Below are 18500 nucleotides of genomic sequence, written 5' to 3' on the forward strand. Positions count from 1 at the left end.
TAGCCGCCGCGGGCGGTGCGCTGGCGTGCGGCGGTCGATCAAGGACGGGGGGCCGGGATGACGGACACGGTGCCGGAGCGCTTCCGGCGGCGCGGGCGGGTGCGGCGGACCGCCGGGTGGACGGCGGCGGCCGTGGCCGTGGCGGGCGGGTACTTCTGGCTGTCGGGCGGCTACGACGCCTGGCGCCACGACCGGGCGCTGGACACCGTGTGCGACGGGGACCTGGCGGCCGGGCAGGTTCGGGCGCTGTTCCCGGACGTCGAGCTCGTGCCGCACGGCGATGCCTACGCGGGCGGGCGGTGGTCCTGCCTCGCGACCGCCGCCGACACGGAACGGGACGGCAGGGCGCGCGTCAGCGTCAACATCGAGAGAGCGGACGGGGCGGCCCTCCGGCGCGACGGCGACGGCGGTGGGATGCCCCTCGGGCACGGCTGGACCGGCTTGTTCGACTTCGGCGGCGACCCTGACCAGGCGGTCGTCCGCCAAGGGGTCGCCTCCGTGCTGGTGGACTGCGGCAAGGGCTCCGGGGACGGGCTGCTGGCCACCGCCGAGGCCCGGCTGGCGCGCGGCGGCGACTTCCGGGACTCCGGGGCGCGGGTCCGGCTCGTCGCCGTACTGACGGAGACGGTGACGGCGTACGCCGGGCGGACCGGCTGCGAGGCCCGTACCGGCTCGCCGGTGAAGTCCGTCGCGGTGCCGGCGGACCGGCCCGCCGTCCCGGTCGCCGAGGCGGCCGGGACGTGCGCGGGTCTGGTGGACCCGGCGACCGCCCGCGCCTGGGGCGTACGGACGGTCGCGGAGCACCCGCGTACCCCCGCGCCCGTGGAGACGTGCGGGCTCGGCGGCCCGGACGGGACGCCCCTGTACGGCTTCACCGCGCTGTACGGCCCGTTCGCCCGCTACGAAGCACGACAGGCCCGGACCGACACGGACCACGCTCCCCGTCTGACGGCCGTCTGCCCGGGAGCGGGGGCCACCGCGCTGTACACGGCGTTCCCCCACCCGGACGCGCTCCGCGAGGGCGCCCCGGCCGTGGACGGCGCCGGGCTGCGGGCCGCGCTGAAGCGGTTCGCGGACCGGTCGGCGGCCGCGCACGGGTGTGCGGTGCCGGTGCGGTAGCGTGCGGCGTTTGATCGTCAGGCTAGGGGTGGGGTTTGTCATGGGACGGTACGGAACGCTGCGGGGCGTCGCGGTGGCGGCGGTGGCCGGGGCGGTGCTGACGGGATGCTCGTCGGAGGCGCCGGAGACCAAGCCCTCCGCCAAGGCGGCCGGGGAGGCGGCCGGGAAGGCGAAGCCGAGCGCCTCGGCGGAGGCCAGGGGCACCGTGATCGGTGGCAAGGGCACGCCGTGCGTGCTGCCCGTGTCGTTCGAGACGGCGCCCCAGTGGACGGCGGAGAAGGTGACGGTGTCGGAGGACGCCGACTTCGCCGCGCTGGCCGAGCAGGGAACCGTCACCCTCTCCTGCGAGGTCGACGCCAAGCCGGCCGGGAACGTCGGGTTCATCCGGGTCTGGACGGGCGCGGACGCGAAGGAGACGCCGCGCAAGGCGCTTGAGGCGTTCGTGGGTGCCGAGAAGAACGCCTCGAAGGTCGTGTACGCGGAGACGAAGGCGGGCGCGCTGCCGGCCACCGAGGTGACGTACACGATCACCAGCGAGTTCACCGACGGGCCCAAGCCCGAGCGGGCCTTCGCCGTCAGCACGCCCGCCGGCCCGGTGGTGGTGCACCTGGGCGGGCTGGACGCCGAGGAGCACAAGGCGATGCTCCCCGCCTACGAGCGGGCGAAGCGAACGACCGCACTCGCGGGCTGACCGCACTCGCGGGGCCGGGCGTCGCGGGCGTAACGCCAAGAGGGGCCGGCCGGCCGTGCTCGCGAGCCCGAGCCGTTCGCCGCGCTGACGGCTCGCCATACGGCCGGGCGCCGGGCCGGCCTCGTACCCGGGCCGCGCCGCGCCCGTAGGCCCGGCCGGCCCTGCTCGGCGGCCCGACCGGCCCGACCGGTCCGGCCGCCCGCCGACCGGCCGGCCCCGGGGAGCGGCCCGCGCTCGGGGCCGGTCAGCAGCGACCGCATGCCCGCCGGTTGATCAGGCGCGGCCCGCCCGTTCCACCAGGAGCCAGCCCACCAGGGCCATGCCGACCGCCGCCGGGGCGGTGACGGGGACGGCGATCAGGAGCGCCGAGCGGCCTTCCAGCAGGCCGCCGAAGCCGACCATCGACAGGCCGAGCACCCCGAACAGGCACAGCGTGATGCCGAGCGCCGCCACGGGCGACGAGCCCGGGGCGGCGGCCGGGCGCGGGCCGGGGCGCTCGACGGCGCGGAACACGGCGACCAGCAGCGCCGTCACCGCCGCCGCGACCGCCAGCCGCACCGGCACCTGCGCCCACCACGCGGCGGACGCCGGCTCCGGTAGCGGCACGTCCAGCGCGAGCATCGCGCCGTACACGCCGAGCATGGCCGTCAGGTGCCACAGGAACGCCGTCATGGCGACGCCGTTCGCCGCGATGACGGCCCGCCACACGGCGGGGCGCCGCGCCAGCCGGCCGCCCGGGCCGCGCAGCAGTTCCACCGCGCCGACCAGCCAGAGGCCGTGGCACAGCAGGGCCACCGTCGGCGGGGCCATGTTGGAGACCTTCTCGCCCGGCATGCCGACCATGGACAGCGGGTACGGGCCGAAGGCCACCAGCGCGGCGGCGCCCACCAGGCCGCACACCGCCAGGGCGGCGGGCATCCGGATGCGGTCGTCCGCCCGGAGGAAGCCGAGCTGGTGCACGGCCAGCCATACGAAGGCGAAGTTCAGGAACTCGACGTACGGCACCCCGGCCGCGAACCGCAGCGCGTCCACCGCGACCGCGCCCGCCACCAGCGCGGCGAACGCACCCCACCCGTACCGCTCGTGCAGCTTCAGCAGCGGCGGGGTGAACGCCACCATCGCCAGGTAGATGCCGATGAACCACAGCGGCTGGGCGACCAGGCGCAGCGCCACGCCCGTCAGGCCGCCGTCCCCGCCCAGCAGTTGGACGACGAGCGCGGTGGCCGTCCACACCCCGATGAACACCATCGTGGGGCGCAGCAGACGCTGGAGCCGGGCCCGCAGGAACGCCGCGTAGACGGGGCGCGAGCGGTACGACAGGGCGTGCGAGAAGCCGCCGACGAAGAAGAACACGGGCATGATCTGGAGCGCCCAGGTGAGCACTTGCAGCTCCGGGACGACGGCCAGCAGGTTGCCGATGGAGCCGTCGGCGGTGACGACCGCCATCAGCCAGTGGCCGAGCACCACGGTCGCGAGGGACGCGACCCGCAGCAGGTCGATGTACCGGTCACGGGTATCGGGAGTGCGGGCGGCGAGCTCCGAGACGCTGATTGCCATGCCGGTACGGTCCCGGACGGGGCCGCACCGGCGTCAGCGCTCTCGTACTCAGGTGCGGATCTGAGTAGCCCCCGGCGCCGGCGAGGTCGCCACCCGGGCCGTGCGGCAGGTGCCGGAGGCGAGCAGGGCGTCGGCGATGGTGCGGGCCGCGTCCTCGTCCTTGGCCAGGAACGCGGTCGTCGGGCCGGACCCGGAGACCAGGCCCGCGAGGGCGCCGGCCTCCGTGCCGGCCGCCAGGGTGGCGGCGAGGGAGGGGCGCAGGGAGAGGGCGGCGGGCTGGAGGTCGTTGGCGAGGGCGCCCGCCAGCGCGGCGGCGTCGCCGGTGCGCAGCGCGTCCAGCAGGGCGGGCGAGGCGGCCGGGGCGGGGACGTCCGTGCCGGCCACGAGCCGGTCGAACTCCCCGTACACCGCCGGTGTCGACAGGCCGCCGTCCGCGACCGCGAACACCCAGTGGAACGTGCCGCCGACCTCCAGCGGCGTCAGCCGCTCACCGCGCCCGGTGCCCAGCGCCGCCCCGCCGACGAGGCTGAACGGCACGTCGCTGCCGAGTTCGGCGCAGATGTCGAGGAGCTCCTCGCGGGACGCGCCGGTGCCCCACAGGGCGTCACACGCCAGCAGCGCGCCCGCGCCGTCCGCGCTGCCGCCCGCCATGCCGCCCGCGACGGGGATGTCCTTGGCGATGTGGAGGTGGACGTCCGGCGAGATGCCGTGCCGGGCCGCGAGGGCGAGCGCCGCGCGGGCGGCCAGGTTCGTGGCGTCCAGCGGCACCTGGTCCGCGTCCGGGCCGGAGCAGGTGATCCGCAGCGCGTCGGCCGGGGTCGCCGTCACCTCGTCGTACAGCGAGACGGCGAGGAAGACGTTGGCGAGGTCGTGGAAGCCGTCCGGGCGCGCGGCGCCCACCGCGAGCTGGACGTTGACCTTCGCCGGGACTCGTACGGTGATGCTCTCGGGCTTGCTCTGGGTCACGCTGCCTTGGCCTCCGCGATGCGTGCGAACTCTTCCACGGTGAGGGACTCGCCCCGCGCCTGCGGGGAGACCCCGGCGGCGACCAGCGCCGCCTCGGCGGCCGCCGGGGAACCGGCCCAGCCGGCCAGCGCGGCGCGCAGCGTCTTGCGGCGCTGGGCGAAGGCCGCGTCGACGACCGCGAAGACGTCCTGCTTCGACGCCGTGGTCCTCGGGGGGTCCCGGCGTACCAGGGACACCAGGCCCGAGTCGACGTTCGGCGCGGGCCAGAAGACGTTGCGCCCGATGGCGCCGGCCCGCTTGACCTCCGCGTACCAGTTGGCCTTGACCGACGGCACGCCGTACACCTTGTTGCCGGGCCGTGCCGCGAGCCGGTCGGCGACCTCCGACTGGACCATGACGAGGGTGCGCTCGATGGTCGGGAAGCGGTCGAGCATGTGCAGCAGGACGGGCACGGCGACGTTGTACGGGAGGTTCGCCACGAGCGCGGTCGGCGGCGGGCCCGGCAGCTCCTGGACGTGCATCGCGTCGGAGTGGACGAGCGCGAAACGGTCCTTCTTCGCCGGCATGCGGGCGGCGATCGTCGCCGGCAGGGCGCCCGCGAGCACGTCGTCGATCTCGACGGCGACCACCCGGTCCGCCGCCTCCAGCAGCGCCAGGGTCAGCGACCCGAGCCCGGGCCCGACCTCCACGACGACGTCGTCGGGCCGGACCTCCGCGGTGCGGACGATGCGCCGGACGGTGTTGGCGTCGATGACGAAGTTCTGGCCGCGCTGCTTGGTGGGGCGGACGCCCAGCGCTGCGGCCAGTTCACGGATGTCGGCGGGGCCGAGAAGTGCGTCGGGCTCAGTGGTGCTCACCGATACAGCCTACGGCCGCAGTGCGGCCACGGGCTCGCCCCCCGCTGCACGTAGAGCTTCTTCGCCCGGTATGTCTGTTCGGCGGCGGGCGCGTCCTGGGGGACGCCGCTGCCGCCGAGGGAGCGCCACGTGCCGGGGTCGAACTGGTACAGCCCGCCGTACGTGCCGGAGGAGTCCACGGCGTCCGGCCGGCCGCCGGACTCGCACTGGGCGAGGGCGTCCCAGTTCAGGTGGTCGGCGCCGGCGACCGAGGTCGGCATGGGCTTGGTGCCGACCTTCACCAGCCGGTGGACCGGCTCCCGTACGACCTCGTCGGCGATCCTGCGGGGCCTCTGCTTGACCCCGTTGACGGTGCGCACGGCGTACGTCACCCGGCGCGAGCCCTGCCGCCCCTGGCGTTCGACGACCTCGGTGCCGGTGTAGAGGGAAGGGTCCTCGACCTTCTCCACCTCGTACGGGATGGGCTCCTCGCGGACCTCCTTGCCCGCGGTGATCCGCATGACGGTGATCGTCTGGCCGTCGCGGGGGAAGCTGCCGAGCGGTACGGAGGTGGTGTCCTGGCCGCCGAGGACGATCCCCGCCTGTTCGACCGCCTCGCGGACGGTGGCGGCGTTGGTGCGGATGGTGCGCTCGCGGCCGTCGGCCATGAAGGTCACGGTGCGTTCGGTGCGTACGTCGAGGGCGAGGCCGCGCCGGGAGATGGCGGCGGAGCGGGACACCGACAGGTAGGCCCCCTCGGCGCGGACGCCGAGCCCGCGCAGCGCCTCGCCGACGGTCCGCGCGGTGGTCCAGACGCGGCGGCGCTGCCCGTCGAGGGTGAGGGTGACGGGGCGGCCGTAGCGGAGGACGACCTCGTCGCCGCTGGCGAGCGCCTCGTGCGGCGCGGGGGCCACGAGATCGTGCTCGCCCACGTCCAGCCCCTCGTCGGCGAGCAGCTCGGAGACGTCGTCGGCGAAGGTGTGCATGGTGCGCGGTACGCCGTCGACGCTGAGCTGCACGGCCTTGTCGTCGGCGACGAACGCGCTGGTGCCGCCGGCGAGGAACGCCACGACGAGGGCCTGCGGGACGAGCCGCCGCAGCCCTTCGGGACCGCCCGCACCGGCCGCCCCGCCCGCACCGGCCGCCTTGCGGCGGCGGGCGGCACGGCGGGCCTCGGCGCGGCCCCCGGTGGGCACCGCCGGGAGGGTGGGCGCCCCGGGATCGACGCCGGCTCCGACTCCGGCCCCGGTCCCGGCTCCCGTCCCGGCGTCGGCACCGGCCCATGTCGCGGCCGCCCCGGTCGTCCCCGACCCCGACCCCGACCCCGCGCCGGCCCATGCCCCGGCGCGCGTCCCCGACCGCGCCCGGGCCCGGGCTCCGGGTCCCTGCCGGGGCAGCGCCCGGTACACGGCGACGGGCGCGGGCGGAGTGTCCTGCACCGGCGCCGTCGGCAGCGGGAACGCCGGCTCGGTCGACGCCGACGGCACGTCCCACGCCTCGTACCCGGCCGCTTCGTAGCCGGCCGCTTCGTACCCGGTCGCCGCGTAGCCGGCCGTCTCGTAGCCGGCCGTCTCGTAGCCGTACCCCACCGGCTCGTACGCGTACCCCATTGCCTCGTACCCCGCCACCGGCTCCCGGGGCGGAGCCGGGGCGGTGCGGTGACTGCCCTGGGAGTTGCTCACGAGGCCGGGACCCTAGCGGAGGGCCCGTCACTCACCAAAGCGATTCGACTACGCTGTGTCGCGGCGCTACCCTGTTGGGTCGCCGCCTCGTTATCGGTCAGTAATCAAATGCTCGCGCGCTGTTGACGGCGATCGCGGTCGACATGGCCTCCTCGTCGATCCCCCGTACTTCCGCCATCGCCCGGACCGTGATCGGAACGAGATACGGGGCGTTGGGCCGTCCGCGGTACGGCACGGGCGTCAGGAACGGCGCGTCCGTCTCGACGAGGACGAGCTCCAGCGGGGCGACGGCGAGCGCGTCGCGCAGCGGCTGGGCGTTCTTGAAGGTGACGTTCCCGGCGAAGGACATGTAGTACCCGGCTTCCGCGCAGACGCGGGCCATGGCGGCGTCGCCGGAGTAGCAGTGGAAGACCGTCCGCTCCGGAGCGCCCTCCTCGGCGAGGACCCGCAGCACGTCGTCGTGGGCCTCGCGGTCGTGGATGACGAGCGCCTTGCCGTGCCGCTTGGCGATCTCGATGTGGGCGCGGAAGGACCGTTCCTGGGCGGCCATGCCTTCGGGGCCGGTGCGGAAGTAGTCCAGGCCCGTCTCGCCGACCGCCTTGACCTCGGGCAGGGCGGCGAGCCGGTCGATCTCGGCGAGCGCGTCGTCCAGGGCCGCGTCGCCCCCCGCCTCCCGGGCGCCTTGCCGGGACCAGCCGTCGGGGTCGCCGAGCACGATGCGCGGGGCTTCGTTGGGGTGCAGGGCGACCGCCGCGTGCACCTGGGGGTGCGCGGCGGCCGTCTCGGCGGCCCAGCGGGAGCCCTTGAGGTCGCAGCCCACCTGGACCACCGTGTCGACGCCGACGGCGGCGGCCTTGGCGAGGGCCTCCTCGACGGTGCCGGACTGCATGTCCAGGTGGGTGTGGGAATCGGCGACCGGCACTCCGAGGGGCTCGGGCAGCGGCGGCGGGGCGTCCTTGGAACTCATGCCCCGATCGTACGGAAGCGGCCAGGGACTACTTCCGGTGGAACTACTTCCGGTGGAAGGCGTGCATCAGGTCGGACAGGTGCCAGTGGTGCGGCTCCTTGGCCGGGGCCTCGGAAGCCGGTTCCTCCGCCCCCGCCTGCGCCTGTTCCTGGCCCAGGGTCGGCCCGGCCGATCCGACGGAGCCCTTCGTCGGCTCGGCCTGGTGCTGGGCGAGCAGTTCGAGCACCGAGGAGACCTGGCCGGCCCGCATGATCCGGACGCGGTGCCGTCCGCAATTCAGACAGGTGGGGTTGGAGAGCGGTGACGGCACCCGGCGCCCCCCCGCCTTGTACACGACGAACTCGTGCCCGCTGATGTCGGTGTGGTGCTCGATGTCGTACGCCTGCTCCCAGCCGTACCCGCAGTTCATGCAGGCGAAGGCATATGCCTCATGGCCGACCGGAGTACTTGTGGTCTCGCTCATGCCAGCTCCTTTCCACTGAACCAGTGGACGCCTTTACGGGCGGGAGTGCGTAGGCACCTGTCGAAAGTTGGACCGGTTTTGGGGCTTCCCATGCCGAAAGGCCTGCCGCACGGTCTGGTCTTTAGCTTTTACGATAGTCCTTTACCCTCTGCGGAGCCTTCGGCAGGCGCGTTCTTTGCCGCGACGACGGCGTCGAAGACCTCGCGCTTGGGCAGCCCCGCCTCGGCGGCGACGGCGGCGATGGCTTCTTTGCGACGCTCCCCCGCCTCCTCGCGCACCCGGACCCGGCGCACCAGCTCGTCGGCGTCCAGCTCCCCGGGGCCGGGCTCGGGCGCGCCCTCCACCACGATGGTGATCTCGCCGCGTACGCCTTCGGCCGCCCAGCGGGCCAGCTCGCCGAGGCCGCCGCGCTTGACCTCTTCGTACGTCTTGGTCAGCTCGCGGCACACCGCGGCCCGCCGCTCGTCGCCGAACACCTCCGCCATGGCGGCGAGCGTGTCGTCGAGGCGGTGCGGGGCCTCGAAGTAGACGAGGGTGCGCCGCTCGCCGGCGACCTCACGCAGCCGGGACAGCCGCTCGCCCGCCTTGCGCGGCAGGAAGCCCTCGAAGCAGAACCGGTCGACCGGCAGCCCGGACAGGGCGAGCGCGGTGAGCACGGCGGACGGCCCGGGCACGGCCGTGACCTTGATGTCCCGCTCGACGGCGGCGGCGACCAGCCGGTAGCCGGGGTCGGAGACGGACGGCATGCCCGCGTCGGTGACCAGCAGCACGCGCGCGCCGCCCGCGAGTGCCTCGACGAGCTCGGGCGTACGGGCGGACTCGTTGCCCTCGAAGTACGACACGACCCGGCCGGTCGTGTGCACGCCGAGCGCCTGGGTCAGCCGGCGCAGCCGCCGGGTGTCCTCCGCGGCGACGATGTCGGCGGTCTCCAGCTCGGCGGCGAGGCGGGGCGGGGCGTCCGCGACATCTCCGATCGGGGTCCCTGCGAGTACGAGCGTTCCGGTCACCGTTCCTGTCACAGGGGCCATCCTCGCAGCCCGGACGGGCGACTCGCACAGGCGCGTTCCCTACGATGGCGCGGTGACCAGTACTGCTCATAAGGCCCTGCACGGGCAGGACGCCGGGAAAGAGCCGCCCTCGTGGCAGCAGCGCCTGCGCCGTTTCGGCTATGCGCCGCGGCCGGTGACGGGCCTGCGCGAGCGGTTGGTGCCCCCGTACGCCCGCCCCTCGGACCGGGTCTGGACGGTGCTCGGCGCGCCGCCCGCGGTGGCCGAGCGGCTGTGGCGGCTGGCGGCGTGGGGCGGGCCGCTGCTGGTGGCGCTGGTGGCGGGGCTGCTGCGGTTCTGGAACCTGGGACAGCCGCACGCGGTGATATTCGACGAGACGTACTACGCCAAGGACGCCTGGGCGCTGATCAACCAGGGGTACGAGGGGGCGTGGCCGAAGGACGTCGACGCGTCGATCCTGAAGAACCCCGACGCGGTCGCCGTCCCGACGGACCCCGGTTACGTGGTGCACCCGCCGGTCGGCAAGTGGGTCATCGGGCTGGGGGAACAGCTCTTCGGGTTCACCCCGTTCGGCTGGCGCTTCATGGTGGCGGTGCTGGGCACGCTGTCGGTGCTGATGCTGTGCCGGATCGGGCGCCGGCTGTTCCGGTCGACGTTCCTGGGGTGCCTGGCGGGCGCGCTGCTGGCCGTGGACGGGCTGCACTTCGTGATGAGCCGCACGGCACTGCTCGACCAGGTGCTGATGTTCTTCGTCCTGGCGGCGTTCGGGTGCCTGCTGATCGACCGGGACCGGTCGCGGCGGCGGCTCGCGGCGGCACTGCCGGTGGGCGAGGACGGGGTACTGCGGCCCGACGCGGACGTCGCGGAAACGCTGCGCCTGGGGTGGCGGCCGTGGCGGATCGCGGCCGGGCTGATGCTGGGCCTGGCGGCGGCCACGAAGTGGAACGGCCTGTACATCCTGGCCGCGTTCGGGGTGATGACGGTGCTGTGGGACGTGGGCGCGCGCCGCACGGCCGGCGCCTTCCGCCCGTACGCGAGCGTGCTGCGGCGCGACCTGCTGCCCGCGTTCGTCTCGACGGTGCCGGTGGCGATCGCCACGTACATCGCGTCGTGGTCGGGCTGGATCTTCACGGACAAGGGCTACTTCCGGAACTGGGCGGCCACGGAGGGCAAGGGCAGTTCGTGGTCGTGGCTGTTCCCCGACTGGTGGCGCAGCCTGTGGCACTACGAGTCCGAGGTCTACAGCTTCCACGTCAACCTGACGTCGGGTCACACGTACCAGTCGAACCCGTGGAGCTGGATCGTGCTGGGCCGGCCCGTCTCGTACTTCTACGAGGACCCGGCGGCCGGCCGCGACGGCTGCCCGGCGGACGTCAGGGAGAAGTGCGCGCGCGAGGTGCTGGCGATCGGTACGCCCCTGCTGTGGTGGGCGGCGTGCTTCGCGCTCCTGTACGTCCTGTGGCGCTGGTTCTTCCGGCGCGACTGGCGGGCGGGCGCGATCGCGTGCGCGGTCGCGGCCGGGTGGGTGCCGTGGTTCTTCTACCAGGAGCGCACCATCTTCCTCTTCTACGCGGTGGTGTTCGTGCCGTTCCTGTGCCTGGCGGTCGCGATGATGGCCGGCGCGATGCTGGGCCCACCGGGCACGGACGCGGTGGCCGAACGACGACGCACCATCGGCGCGGTCGGCGTGGGCGTACTGGTGCTGCTCATCGTGTGGAACTTCATCTACTTCTGGCCCCTCTACACGGGCGAGTCGATCCCGATGGGCGACTGGCGCGACCGGATGTGGCTGGACACCTGGGTGTAGGCAAATCCCGCTGCCCCGTTGTCAGTTGTGCTGTGTAGTGTGTTTTACAGCCGGGGGGAACGGGCCTTGGGCGGCGTGCGTGGCCGTGTGTGCACATGTGGCGCGCGTGCCGCCCGTGGGGGTCCGTGAGGGATCGCCGTTTCCCCCGTGGGACAGGACCAACGGGGAACGGGGAAAAGACCATGAGACGGAGCACACGTGTGCTCGCGGCGCTCGGTGCCGCCGCCGGTTCGCTGATACTCGTCGCTCAGCCGGCTTCGGCCAACTCCTTCGGGCCGACGTTCGCGGACAACAAGGCGCACAGCTTCTTCTTCGACGACGATCTGTCGTCGGGGCAGCACAAGGGCATGGACTGGGCGCGCAAGAACTCGCTGGCGCCGACGGACATGACGACGAGCCTGGAAAGCCGCTACAACAACAAGGTCGACGTGTGGGCGTACGCCACGTGGAACCCCACGGGTGACCAGAAGAACTGGTACGCGTGGACCACGTGCGTCAAGAGGGTGAGCGGCAGCTCCTCCAAGTGCGACCAGCACACCATCGTGTTCAACCACAGGTTGCCGCACTCCAACTACAAGTCGCTGTCGTGCCATGAGATCGGCCACAGCGTCGGCCTGGGCCACGCCAGCGGGAAGAACAGCGACTACACCTCGCCGAATCGTTCCTGCATGCGGGGCAATCCCGACCACAACTACTACGCCAAGCACGACAAGAACCACATCAACGGCCGTTACTGAGCAGGACCGGGAGAGCAGAGGAGAGTGAGCGACCGATGAAGCGCACACACATCACGCGGGCGGCCGCAGGCGCCGCCACCCTCGCGGTCCTGCTGGCCACGGCGGCGTGCTCGTCCGGCACGCCGAAGGCCGACGGGGAGCAGGGCACGTCCAACGCCACGAAGGCATCCGGCGACTTCTGGAGCGCGCACGCCGGTGCGGCGGCCTCGGAGGCCAACCCGCCGGCGAGCGTCCCGGATCTCGCGGGCCGCTCGGACCTGGTGGTCCTCGGCACCATCACGGGCGCCAAGGAGGGCAAGGACTACACCGACCCGGGCAAGCCCGCGAACCGGACCTCGAACGTCGAGATCAAGGTCGAGAAGTCCAGCAAGCCCGGAGTGACCGGCGCGGTCGTCGAGTTCACCCGCGACCCGGGACACAACCTGAAGGACATCACCGACAGCCTCCCCAAGGGGAAGTACGTCTTCTACCTCACGTCCTGGTACGAGGGGGCCGACGGCCCCGTCTACAGTTGCGCGGCCACCGCCGCGTGCGTGGTCGCCGCCAAGGACGGCGCCCTCCAGACGCCCCGGGACCCGGAGGCGGCGCACGAGCTGACCAAGGGCACCAAGAGCGCGGCTCCGGCCCAGGCGGGGAAGACGGCCCAGGCGGCCCCGCCGGGTCAGCGGCTGAACAGCGCGGACGACGTCTTCGCGCTCAGCACCACGCGCTGAGCCGGTAGGCACGCGCGGGCCCCGGACACCGGCAGGGGTGTCCGGGGCCCTGACGTTCCGGTCGGGTAACAGTCGGCCGCGGTGTCACTCCTGTCCCGTAGGGTGGCTCCAGTTACGCGCTTGAACGCGTTCAAGGGGGCTCCTGGGGAGGGGGACTGCACGATGCGCAGTGGAGTGAAGGTCGCCGTCGTCGGCGGGGTGTTCACCGTCGTGGCCAGTGGTGTGGGGTACGGGGCGTACAACCTGTGGAACGGCATCACGGGCGGTGCGACGGGGACGACGACGTCGGCAGCCGCCCCGCGGAAGGCCGGCAGCGGGCCGGTCACCGCGGAGGAGGTCGAGCAGACCGCGAAGGACTTCCTCGCCGCGTGGGCGGCGGGCGACGCGGCGGCGGCCGGTGAGCTGACCAACCACGCCGACACCGCCGGACCGGCCGTGCAGAACTTCCGGGACGTCGCGCACGTCTCGAAGGCGGTCATCACCCCGGGCGCGCCGGTGGGCCCGAAGGTGCCGTTCACGGTCGACGCGACGGTGACGTACGAAGGGAAGTCCAAGCGCCTGACGTACGCCTCCGAGCTGACCGTCGTCCGCGGCCTCACCACCGGCAAGCCGCTGGTCGACTGGGAGCCGTCGGTGATCCACCCCAAGCTCACCGACCGGACGACGCTGCGTACGGGCCAGGCGTCGCACCCGCCGGTCAAGGCGGTGGACCGCAACGGCGTGGAGCTGACGCCGGAGAAGTACCCGTCCCTGAAGCCCGTCCTGGACGAGCTGCGCCAGAAGTACGGCGCCGACGCCGGCGGCACGCCCGGTATCGAGACGTGGATCGACTCGGACACCGACAGCGCGCCCGACCAGACGCTGCTGACGCTCACCCAGGGCAAGCCGGGCCGACTGGAGACGACGCTGGACGCGGACGTCCAGGCGGCGGCCGAGCGCGCGGTGAAGCAGTACGGGGAGTCGTCGGTGGTGGCCATCAAGCCGTCCACGGGCGAGATACGGGCGGTGGCCAACAACCGCAAGGACGCGTTCAACGCGGCGTTCGAGGGCAAGCAGGCGCCCGGCTCGACGATGAAGATCGTGACGGCGGCGCTGCTGCTGGAGAAGGGCCTGGCCGGCAAGGACCGCCCGGCCGAGTGCCCCAAGAACGTCTTGTACCAGGGCCGTACGTTCCACAACCTGGACCACTTCGCCCTGCCGGGCGGCGCCACGTTCAACGAGAGCTTCAAGCGGTCCTGCAACACCGCCTTCATCAAGCTGATCGACGACGTCGGTGACGACGCGGCGCTCGGCAAGGAGGCCCGCGACGTCTTCGGCATCGGCCTGGAGTGGCAGACGGGGGTACGCACCTGGGACGGCTCCGTGCCCGAGGAGCGCGGCGGCGAGGCGGCGGCCCAGTACATCGGTCAGGGCACCATCCAGATGAACGTCCTCAACGTCGCGTCCATCACCGCGACCGCGAAGAACGGTTCCTTCAAGCAGCCGGTCATCGTGGCCCGGGACCTGGACCACCGGCAGATCGCCACCGCCGCGCGGCCCCTGGAGGGCTCGGCCGCCCGGCAGTTGCGCGACATGATGCGGGCAACGGCGACCAGCGGGACGGGCGCGGCGGCCATGGCGGGGGTCGGCGGCGACAAGGGCGCGAAGACCGGGTCGGCCGAGGTCGGCGGGCAGTCCACGTCCAATAGCTGGTTCGCCGGCTTCGCCGACGACCTGGCCGCCGCGGCGGTCGTCCAGTCCGGCGGCCACGGCGGGGACGCGGCGGGCCCGCTCGTCGCGGCCGTGCTCAACGCCCGGTAACCCGCTCGCGTGGCCCGTACAGCTACCGCTAGCGTGCGGGCCATGAGCGCTTCACTTGCCCACCCGCGTTTCGCCGAGGCCCTCCGCGCGCTCGGCCTGCACGACGTCGAGGTCCGCCGCTTCCCCGACGCCACCCGCACCGCCGCCCAGGCCGCCGCCGCGATCGGCTGCGACCCTTCCGAGATCGTCAAGTCGCTGGTCTTCGCGGCCGACGGGGTGCCGGTCCTGGTCCTGATGGACGGCTCGTCGCGGGTCGACGTGGAGCTGGTACGGCGCGAGCTGGGCGCCGCCGCCGTGACGCGGGCGGACGCGGACCTGGTCCGGCGGACGACGGGGTACGCGATCGGCGGCGTACCGCCCTTCGGGCATGTGACGGCGACCCGGGTGCTGGCCGACCGGGGGCTGCTCGACCACGACGTGGTGTGGGCGGCGGCCGGGACGCCGCACACGGTGTTCCCGCTCGACCCCAAGACGCTGATCGCCCACGCGGGCGGCACCCTGGCCGACGTACGCGAGCGGACGGCGTGACGCCACTGGTCGCGGCGGCCGTGCTGCTGGCCGCGGTGACGCACGCCGGGTGGAACGCGATCGCCCACCACATCAAGGACCAACTGCTGTCCTTCACGCTCATATCCGGCGGCGGTGCGCTGATCGGCGCGGTGGCGGCCTGCTTCGTCCCGCTGCCGGCGGCGGCCGCCTGGCCGTACCTGCTGCTGTCCGCCGCCCTGCACGTCGGCTACATGGCCCTGCTGATGCGGTCGTTCACGCTCGGCGACTTCGGCCAGACGTACCCGATCGCGCGGGGCACGGCACCGCTCGTCGTCACCGTCCTGGCGGCCGCCTTCGTCGACGAGCTGCCCGACGGCCGGCAGCTCACCGGCGTCGCGGTCGCCTCCGCGGGCCTGGTGGGCCTCGCTCTGTGGGGCATCCGGGGCGGCAAGCACCGCCCGCACTGGCCGGCGATCGTCGCCGCCCTCGCCACGGGCCTGGCCATCGCCGCCTACACGGTCGTCGACGGGGTCGGCGTCCGCGCCTCGGGCACCCCGCTCGGCTACATCGCCTGGCTGATGCTCATCCAGGGCCTCGCGATCCCGGCGTACACCCTCCACCGCCGCCGCACCGCCCTGGCCGCCCAGCTCCGCCCCCACGCCGCCCGGGGCCTCCTGGGCGCGGCGCTCTCCATCTCCGCCTACGCCCTGGTCCTCTGGGCCCAGACCCGCGCCCCCCTCGCCCCGGTCGCCGCCCTCCGCGAATCCTCCATCATCGTCGGCGCGGCCATCGGCGCCCTCTTCTTCAAGGAACGCTTCGGCGCCCCCAGAATCGCGGCGGCGGGCGTCATGGTGGTGGGCATCGGCCTGATGCTGCACGTGGGCTGAGCGCGCCCGTGCCGGTGCCCGAACCGCTAGGGTCCGGGGACGACGCGTGACGAAGGGGGGCCGTGGTGGCCAAGGTCGACATCAGTCTGGACGCCGAACTGGTGGTGGAGGTCATGGTCCTGGCCGGCGTGGGGTCGCCGCAGGACGCCGTAGAGCTCGTCGTACGGGACTACATCGCGCGCGGTCACCGCACCGAGGCCCGTACCGAGCTGAAGGACCAGGCGCTGCGGGAGGTCGACGTCCGGCCGCAGGAGCCACAGGGCTGACGTCCCGTCAGGGACGTACCGCCGCCGCGCGGAAGGCGCGGGCCGTGTCGGCGGCGGCGGTGAGGCTCGTGGGTTCGCGCACGAGGACGGCGCCGAACGTGGTGGCGTCGCTCCAGGCGCACAGGGCCGGTTCGGTGCCGTGGCGGTCCAGGTGGGCGCAGCTCAGGCGGCCGCCGAGAGGGCCGGGTTCGAAGGCGGAGGGCTGCAGGGCCTTCGCCCCGGCGAAGAAGTCACGGAACTCCTGGGTGATGGACTTGCGGCGTTTCTCCTCGGCGAGTCCCGGGTCCCAGCCGACGGTGTTGGCGTACAGGACGACGTCGGCGACCCCGCCCCGGTCCTTGCCGTAGAACCACCGCTTGCCCGACTTGGCGGGCTCCGGGTCCGCGACCTCCATGAGCCGGTAGTCGCCTACCTTCGCGGGCGCGGCCACCGTGCGGGGCGGGGCGGGCCGGTCCTCGGCGGCCCATGCCGGTGTGCCGTCGTCGACCGTGCGACGGCCGGTCTCGGCGGCGCGCGGCTCCGGGTCGTACACGGTGATCGCCTTGGCGAACCCGCCCGCCGCGATCAGCGCCAGCACGCCGAGGACGACGTTCCGCCGGCGCCCCGCCCGGGACGCCCCGGACACCCCGGACGCCTCAGTGCTCTCCGCGCGACGCCACGCGGCCGTCAGGCGCCAGACCAGGGCCATGGCACCGGCGGTGACGAGCAGCGCGCCGAAGGACTGGCCCGTGGCGTAGCTCTCGGACGTGGTGTCGACGGACAGGCTGAACATGCGCGACATCGTACGGGCGTTCGTGCGGCCGTCACGTCTGGGTATTCTGCGGTGCCCCCGAAAGTGGGGGCGTACATTCCGCATCCCGGGGAGGGCCCATGGCCATCAAGAAGGCGACCATTCAGCGGCAGGTGGCGGAGGCCCTCGCGCAGGCCAATCCGACCGACCGGCCGATCGTGACCATTCAGGCCATCGCCGGGCCCAGCGTGTGGCTGATGAGCATGCTGGGAATCATCGGGCAGGCGTTCCTGACGTACTACTTCATCACCCTGACCGAGCAGAGCGTCGTCATCCACAAGGCGAGCCGGATGAGCAACCGCCCCCAGGAGATCGCGTTCGCCCTGCCGCCCGCCCAGGTGGGCGCGATGATCGGCGACGTGCGGCGCAACACCATATGGAGCTCGTTCCGCGTGCTGCTGCCCGGGCAGACGCAGCCGACCCGGATGAACGTGCACCGCATCTGGCGGGGCGAGATGGACCACCTGCTCGGTCTGCTGACCGGCCAGCAGACGCCTACGCGATGACCGACTTGACCGCCCGCACCAGCGCCTGGGCCCTGGGGTCCGCCGTGACGCCCTTGCGCATGCCGTTGGTGACGTAGCCGAGCGCGATGCCCGATTCCGGGTCGGCGAAGCCGAGCGAGCCACCGCGCCCCGGGTGGCCGAAGGAGCCGGGGCCGAGCAGCGGGGACGCCGGTCCGTGCAGCATGTAGCCGAGGCCGAAGCGGGTGGAGACCACGAGCACTTGGTCCGGGCCGGCCGACTCCTCGGTGCGGGCCATCGCCAGGGTCGCCGGCGCGAACAGGCGGTGGCCGTCAACGGGTCCGAGCGTCGCCGCGTAGAAGCGGGCCAGGGCCCGGGCGGTGGAGACGCCCGCCGACGCGGGGAGTTCGGCGGCGCGGTACGCCGGGTCGTTCTCGTCCGGGGCCGGGCTGATGGCGCCGAAGGCGCGGCGGGTGAGCGAGGACGGGTCGGCGTAGGCGTCGGCGACCGAGCGCTTGGGGCGGAGCTTGAGCGCGCCGCCGGCCGCCGGCTCCTCGATGGGCCCGACGCGGCCGACCCGGTGCGCCTCGTCCGCCGGGAGGCCGATCCACAGGTCGAGGCCGAGCGGGCGGGCTATCTCCTCGGCGACCCAGCGGCCTATGGAGCGGCCGGTGACCCGCTGGACGAGGGCGCTCAGCAGGAAGCCGTACGTCTGGGCGTGGTAGCCGTGGTCGGTGCCCGGCTCCCACGCGGGTGCCTGGGCGGCGATGGCGTCCGCCGCGACGGAGACGTCGGCGGCCTCCGCCGGCGTCAGGGGCCGGTCCAGGACCGGGACGCCCGCCTGGTGCGACAGCAGGTGGCGCACCAGCGCCCGCTCCTTGCCCGCCGCCTTGAACTCCGGCCAGTACGTGCCGACCGGCGCGTCCAGGTCGAGCTGCCCGCGCTGGTGCAGCAGCAGCGGTACGGCGGCGGCGACCCCCTTCGTGGCCGAGCGGACCACCTGGGCGGTGTCCACGGCCCACGGGGCGGCGCCGTCGGCGTCCCTCACCCCGGCCCACAGGTCGACGACCTTGCGGCCGTCCCGGTAGACGGCGACCGCCGCGCCCCGCTCGCCGCGCTGCTGGAAGTTGCGCAGGAACGCGTCCCTGACCGGCTCGAAGCCCGCCTGCACCGTGCCCTGGATGTCCTGGAGGCCCTGGATGTCCTGGACGTTCACGCTCCCACGCTCCTCTCCCGCGATCGTTCACCCCATGGTGCAA

Annotated in this window: 19 protein-coding genes; 10 read left to right on the forward strand and 9 right to left on the reverse strand. The window is 73.6% G+C overall.

Annotated features, from left to right (window positions below; genetic code table 11):
- Positions 1–57: 57 nt before the first annotated feature.
- Together AB0J57_RS15660 and AB0J57_RS15665 are read left to right on the forward strand one after the other, a co-directional pair.
- On the forward strand, positions 58–1119 hold the full coding sequence (locus tag AB0J57_RS15660) for a hypothetical protein (RefSeq protein ID WP_366128681.1): 1062 nt from the start codon (positions 58–60) through the stop codon (positions 1117–1119).
- A 40-nt stretch (positions 1120–1159) separates the two neighbouring features.
- A complete protein-coding gene (locus tag AB0J57_RS15665; RefSeq protein ID WP_366128682.1) occupies positions 1160–1810 on the forward strand; it encodes a lipoprotein in 651 nt (216 codons plus the stop codon).
- A gap of 273 nt (positions 1811–2083) precedes the next feature.
- Here AB0J57_RS15665 and AB0J57_RS15670 read toward each other — a convergent pair whose 3' ends face one another.
- From AB0J57_RS15670 to rsmI, 7 genes are all read right to left on the reverse strand, one after another.
- Entirely contained in the window at positions 2084–3367 is a 1284-nt protein-coding gene (locus tag AB0J57_RS15670; protein WP_366128683.1) for an acyltransferase, read from the reverse strand.
- Positions 3368–3415: 48 nt separating this feature from the next.
- Complete coding sequence (locus AB0J57_RS15675) at positions 3416–4333, reverse strand: 4-(cytidine 5'-diphospho)-2-C-methyl-D-erythritol kinase (protein ID WP_366128684.1); 918 nt, start codon at positions 4331–4333, stop codon at positions 3416–3418.
- Positions 4330–5190: a 16S rRNA (adenine(1518)-N(6)/adenine(1519)-N(6))-dimethyltransferase RsmA gene (rsmA, locus tag AB0J57_RS15680; RefSeq protein WP_366128685.1), complete on the reverse strand. Its 861-nt coding sequence runs from the start codon at positions 5188–5190 to the stop codon at positions 4330–4332. The genes AB0J57_RS15675 and rsmA overlap by 4 nt, the downstream gene beginning before the upstream one ends.
- Positions 5187–6851, reverse strand: coding sequence for a ubiquitin-like domain-containing protein (locus AB0J57_RS15685; RefSeq protein WP_366128686.1), 1665 nt, complete (start codon positions 6849–6851; stop codon positions 5187–5189). Before AB0J57_RS15685 ends, rsmA begins: the two co-directional genes overlap by 4 nt.
- Before the next feature lie 97 nt (positions 6852–6948).
- Complete coding sequence (locus AB0J57_RS15690; protein WP_366128687.1) at positions 6949–7818, reverse strand: TatD family hydrolase; 870 nt, start codon at positions 7816–7818, stop codon at positions 6949–6951.
- Between the two features lie 43 nt (positions 7819–7861).
- A complete protein-coding gene (locus tag AB0J57_RS15695) occupies positions 7862–8281 on the reverse strand; it encodes a hypothetical protein (protein WP_366128688.1) in 420 nt (139 codons plus the stop codon).
- A gap of 128 nt (positions 8282–8409) precedes the next feature.
- Positions 8410–9288, reverse strand: coding sequence for a 16S rRNA (cytidine(1402)-2'-O)-methyltransferase (gene rsmI / locus AB0J57_RS15700; RefSeq protein WP_366129091.1), 879 nt, complete (start codon positions 9286–9288; stop codon positions 8410–8412).
- A 73-nt stretch (positions 9289–9361) separates the two neighbouring features.
- Here rsmI and AB0J57_RS15705 point away from each other — a divergent pair, with 73 nt between their 5' ends.
- From AB0J57_RS15705 to AB0J57_RS15735, 7 genes are all read left to right on the forward strand, one after another.
- Positions 9362–11095, forward strand: a complete 1734-nt coding sequence (locus tag AB0J57_RS15705; protein ID WP_366128689.1) for a phospholipid carrier-dependent glycosyltransferase — start codon at positions 9362–9364, stop codon at positions 11093–11095.
- 182 nt (positions 11096–11277) lie between these two features.
- The gene (locus AB0J57_RS15710) at positions 11278–11832 is read left to right on the forward strand and encodes a hypothetical protein (RefSeq protein ID WP_366128690.1); all 555 of its coding nucleotides are present in this window, start codon (positions 11278–11280) and stop codon (positions 11830–11832) included.
- 35 nt (positions 11833–11867) lie between these two features.
- The gene (locus tag AB0J57_RS15715) at positions 11868–12545 is read left to right on the forward strand and encodes a hypothetical protein (protein WP_366128691.1); all 678 of its coding nucleotides are present in this window, start codon (positions 11868–11870) and stop codon (positions 12543–12545) included.
- Positions 12546–12707: 162 nt separating this feature from the next.
- The gene (locus AB0J57_RS15720) at positions 12708–14345 is read left to right on the forward strand and encodes a penicillin-binding transpeptidase domain-containing protein (RefSeq protein WP_366128692.1); all 1638 of its coding nucleotides are present in this window, start codon (positions 12708–12710) and stop codon (positions 14343–14345) included.
- A gap of 42 nt (positions 14346–14387) precedes the next feature.
- Positions 14388–14873, forward strand: a complete 486-nt coding sequence (locus AB0J57_RS15725) for a YbaK/EbsC family protein (RefSeq protein ID WP_366128693.1) — start codon at positions 14388–14390, stop codon at positions 14871–14873.
- Complete coding sequence (locus tag AB0J57_RS15730) at positions 14870–15721, forward strand: EamA family transporter (protein WP_366128694.1); 852 nt, start codon at positions 14870–14872, stop codon at positions 15719–15721. Before AB0J57_RS15725 ends, AB0J57_RS15730 begins: the two co-directional genes overlap by 4 nt.
- Before the next feature lie 65 nt (positions 15722–15786).
- Positions 15787–15987 (forward strand): type II toxin-antitoxin system VapB family antitoxin, encoded by a 201-nt coding sequence (locus AB0J57_RS15735; RefSeq protein WP_366128695.1) that lies wholly within the window; start codon positions 15787–15789, stop codon positions 15985–15987.
- Between the two features lie 7 nt (positions 15988–15994).
- Here AB0J57_RS15735 and AB0J57_RS15740 read toward each other — a convergent pair whose 3' ends face one another.
- A complete protein-coding gene (locus tag AB0J57_RS15740) occupies positions 15995–16759 on the reverse strand; it encodes a hypothetical protein (RefSeq protein ID WP_366128697.1) in 765 nt (254 codons plus the stop codon).
- Between the two features lie 98 nt (positions 16760–16857).
- Here AB0J57_RS15740 and AB0J57_RS15745 point away from each other — a divergent pair, with 98 nt between their 5' ends.
- Positions 16858–17283, forward strand: a complete 426-nt coding sequence (locus AB0J57_RS15745) for a hypothetical protein (protein ID WP_366128698.1) — start codon at positions 16858–16860, stop codon at positions 17281–17283.
- Here AB0J57_RS15745 and AB0J57_RS15750 read toward each other — a convergent pair.
- The gene (locus tag AB0J57_RS15750) at positions 17273–18457 is read right to left on the reverse strand and encodes a serine hydrolase domain-containing protein (RefSeq protein ID WP_366128699.1); all 1185 of its coding nucleotides are present in this window, start codon (positions 18455–18457) and stop codon (positions 17273–17275) included. The genes AB0J57_RS15745 and AB0J57_RS15750 overlap by 11 nt on opposite strands.
- Positions 18458–18500: the final 43 nt, after the last annotated feature.

Origin of the sequence: Streptomyces sp. NPDC049837 (assembly GCF_040674455.1) — a bacterium.
In the GTDB taxonomy this organism is placed as follows: domain Bacteria; phylum Actinomycetota; class Actinomycetes; order Streptomycetales; family Streptomycetaceae; genus Streptomyces.